Genomic DNA, 3,451 nt, shown 5'->3' on the forward strand with positions numbered 1-3,451 from the left:
CGCCATATTCACCGGATTTAAATCCGATAGAAAAATTCTGGGCTAATATGAAACGATGGATTAAGAATAAAATTACTGAATTCGCAAACTTGTACGAAACTTTAAAAAAGTTTTTTACTGCACCTAATACTATATGATTTACTATATATCCTGAAGAAATTGTTACAAAAACAAAAATGCTTGAATTTTTAAATGAATATGAAAACCCTTTTAGCCGAGATTTACAAATAGGGCATTTCACTGCTTCGGCTTTCTTACTTAATAATGATAAAACTAAATTTTTATTGACGCATCATAAAAAGCTTGATAAATGGCTTCAGCCGGGCGGTCATTGTGATGGAGATAGTAATATATTAAATGTAGCAGTTAAAGAAGCTATGGAAGAATCCGGAATTAATGAGATCAAAGAGATAAATAAGGAGATTTTTGATGTCGACGTTCATTATATTCCACAAACTCATAAAGAGCCCGCTCATTATCACTATGATGTACGATTTTTACTAAAAACAGTAAATAATGATAATTATATAAAAAATAACGAATCGAATGAACTTAAATGGTTTAACTTTTCCGATTATTCAAAATTAAATATAGAGCTAGAACGCTCTGTCACTAGAATGATAGAAAAGTTTATAAAAATTAACCATCTTGCTTGTTAAATATAAATTATTTTCCTATAATGGTATTTTTTAAATAAAATGTAAATCAAATGCCATTATCTAGAATTTTTTCATTCCGTACTAAGCATAAGGAAGATAATACTTCAAAAAAAAACAGAAATTACGCATCCAAACCCAATTAATGAGTTTGGATATACGAACTCTCTAGTAGGTGAAGTTGTTACTATTAAACTTAAGGATCAGCCTCAGCTTCATAATTTTATAAAGAGTGAAAAAGTTGTTCTAGCTTCATTTAAACCACCTTCTTCTCAAAGTAAAGACGAATTTGATCCTATCTTAAAAGATGTTCAAAATATCTTAAAGGACTTTGAGGTTTTCTTAGATAATATAGATACTAAAGCTTTAGGAGAGATTGATTCATAGTAGCATCAATAGGTTTATGCTGCTAGGTTTCTAGCTAAAAAAGGCTTTGCCCGCGTGGGTTTGAAAAACGCGTTCAGTGTCATACCGTGGCTTGACCACGGTATCTTGTGTCACAGGCTGTATCCTTAGATCCCGCGATCAAGTTAGCTAGGATGACAATAATTTATTTTACGCTATTTTTTGATATTCAAAATATATTTTCCTTACGGCATAAATCCATGCTAAGCATACAAAAGTAAATACTACCATTAGAATCGGTGAGATTGAGGTAAAAGTAGCGGTTGGAACTAAAGTAAAAATAATAGATTGCACAAGACCGCTAGAGGATTTGCCGACTTTCGCGCTTATCACGTCGACAGCAGCTTTACCTTTGGTTTTAAGTTCATCATCAAGCGGTATATATAACATTTCTCTTGAAGTATCCCATATAGAATATTTAGTACCTTTAGCTAAAATATTTTGAATACCGCCGATCGAAACGGCAAGAGCAAGAGGCGACATTAAAATTGCTCCGTCAAATAATGATAAAATTTGTTGATCAAATACTATAAGTACAAAAAACAAGATGCCGGTAACCATAATTATTACCGGCGAAATTACTGCTGCTACAAACCAATTATGCATACGCATAATGTTATTACCGATGATGGTCATGACCATTATCGCAACACCGGTCCAAAGTATATATAAACTGTTAAATTCAGCATAAGTATTAACGGTAGGATACAGTTCCTTAATTTTTGCTTTCCATACGGCTTCAACTAAGTTAATAGCGAACCCAAAAGCTGCGGAACAAATTAAAAGTAGCCATAGATATCTTGACTTTATAATATATTTAAAGCTTTTAATTAGTCCCATACGCTCAGAGGTTGATCTACCGCTTTTTGCTTTAGCGTAAAATAACGGATTTGTAAAAACATTCCTGCTAATAAACCGAATTAATAAACAACAAACAACGGCAACGATTGCTACAATTGTCGTGGATACTTGAACTAAAGTGATTTTACTATCCGAAATATTCATAAACTTTTTAATAATAGTATCTTCTGAGGATAAATTCATCATTAAAAAGCCGACTAATATTAGGGAAGAGTTACCGAACAACGAAAAGAGAGTATAGAATCTTTTTGCTTCTTCGGTAGTAGTAAGCTCATTAGCAAACTGCCAAAATAATAGTACGTAAAAAATATTAGGCCAAAGCTCAGCAAGGCTGTAATATACTATATAGCCCCAATTTCCTACTAGTGAGATATACCATTTAAAATTAGGATAACGCTCCATTAGTTCGGCTAAATTATCGGGATGTATATGAAAAATATGGATGTTAGGATAAATAACAAAAGCAAATAAAACAAAAAAGCTGATGAAAAATGCACTTAAATAATAAAAGATTTTTTCAAATGTAAGGTGGTTAATCATCTTAGCATAAATAATTACGAATAAAGCGGCGGCAGGCGTAACGCAATAAACTTTAGCAAAACCTGCTATTTCTGCACTAATTTCAGAAATTAGGATGCTGTCTTTTAATATTCGTAAGATATTTTGATTAAATAGAATGCAGAACATTAAGGCACTCATCGGAATAAATTTTCCGAGTTCGTAATTATGTACAGGCCAAAATGCAGCTCTAAATTTATTTTTAAACGATCGTGATGAGGTACTTAGCATTATAAAGCCCTAAGGACAAAAAAAAAACTTAAGCACTTCAAGATTTTATGAAAAGATATTTCCTCTAAAATTTTAGAGGTGATATACTGCTTGTTACATTCTGAAGGTGCTGAACTTATATAATATACTCAGCCTTTTGTCAAGGATTTAGTATACTCGATTAACTTCAAAAATTAGCGTTGTCGTTCTATAAGTTCGCAGGTAGCCACGTATTATACATACGCTCCACCCCTCGTCTTATGAACTTCTAGCTCTTTTTAAAGTTAATCTTCGTATACTGTTCTTTATTTACTTAGGATATACTCGTGATGCTAGATAGTAATAAACTACAGGAATATTTTGACCTATATAATAATTATACAAAGACACATAAGCTAGGTAATAAATATTTAGAATCCGGTAAAATAGTAATGCAAACGGAGTATTATAGGTTAATATGCTATAAGATGGATTCCCGCCTTCGCGGGAATGACATAGATAGAGGGAATGACAGTAGGACCTTTCTAATCATTCCTTCTATCTTCAACTCACCGGAAATATTTTTTTTAGCTCGGGATAAAAGCTTTATTGAAAATTTGAGAAGCTATGGTGAAGTTTATTTAATAGATTGGTTAGAGATTGAAGAACCTAAATATTTACTAGACGACTATGTGCATAAAATAATTGAAGTAATAGATAGTTTGAAAATTAAAGACATTAATTTAATAGGTCATTGCATCGGCGGTAACCTTGCGATAGCT

The 3,451-nt window shown here is 32.1% G+C and carries 3 protein-coding genes and 1 pseudogene; 3 read left to right on the forward strand and 1 reads right to left on the reverse strand.

Annotation, left to right across the window (positions count from 1 at the left end; genetic code table 11):
* Both AC1Z7D_RS06615 and AC1Z7D_RS06620 read left to right on the forward strand, forming a co-directional pair.
* The coding region (locus AC1Z7D_RS06615) for a transposase (RefSeq protein ID WP_482601297.1) at positions 1–137 on the forward strand (137 nt) is incomplete at its 5' end.
* Positions 138–227: 90 nt separating this feature from the next.
* Positions 228–659 (forward strand): NUDIX hydrolase, encoded by a 432-nt coding sequence (locus tag AC1Z7D_RS06620; RefSeq protein WP_482603037.1) that lies wholly within the window; start codon positions 228–230, stop codon positions 657–659.
* Between the two features lie 552 nt (positions 660–1,211).
* Here the strand turns inward: AC1Z7D_RS06620 and tlc5 are convergent.
* A complete protein-coding gene (tlc5, locus tag AC1Z7D_RS06625; RefSeq protein ID WP_482603035.1) occupies positions 1,212–2,711 on the reverse strand; it encodes a GTP/GDP exchange transporter Tlc5 in 1,500 nt (499 codons plus the stop codon).
* A 308-nt stretch (positions 2,712–3,019) separates the two neighbouring features.
* On the opposite strand from tlc5, the pseudogene AC1Z7D_RS06630 reads away from it, so the two are divergent.
* Positions 3,020–3,451: pseudogene (locus tag AC1Z7D_RS06630) on the forward strand (alpha/beta hydrolase); the annotation flags it as partial.

It is taken from the genome of Rickettsia sp., from assembly GCF_965035265.1.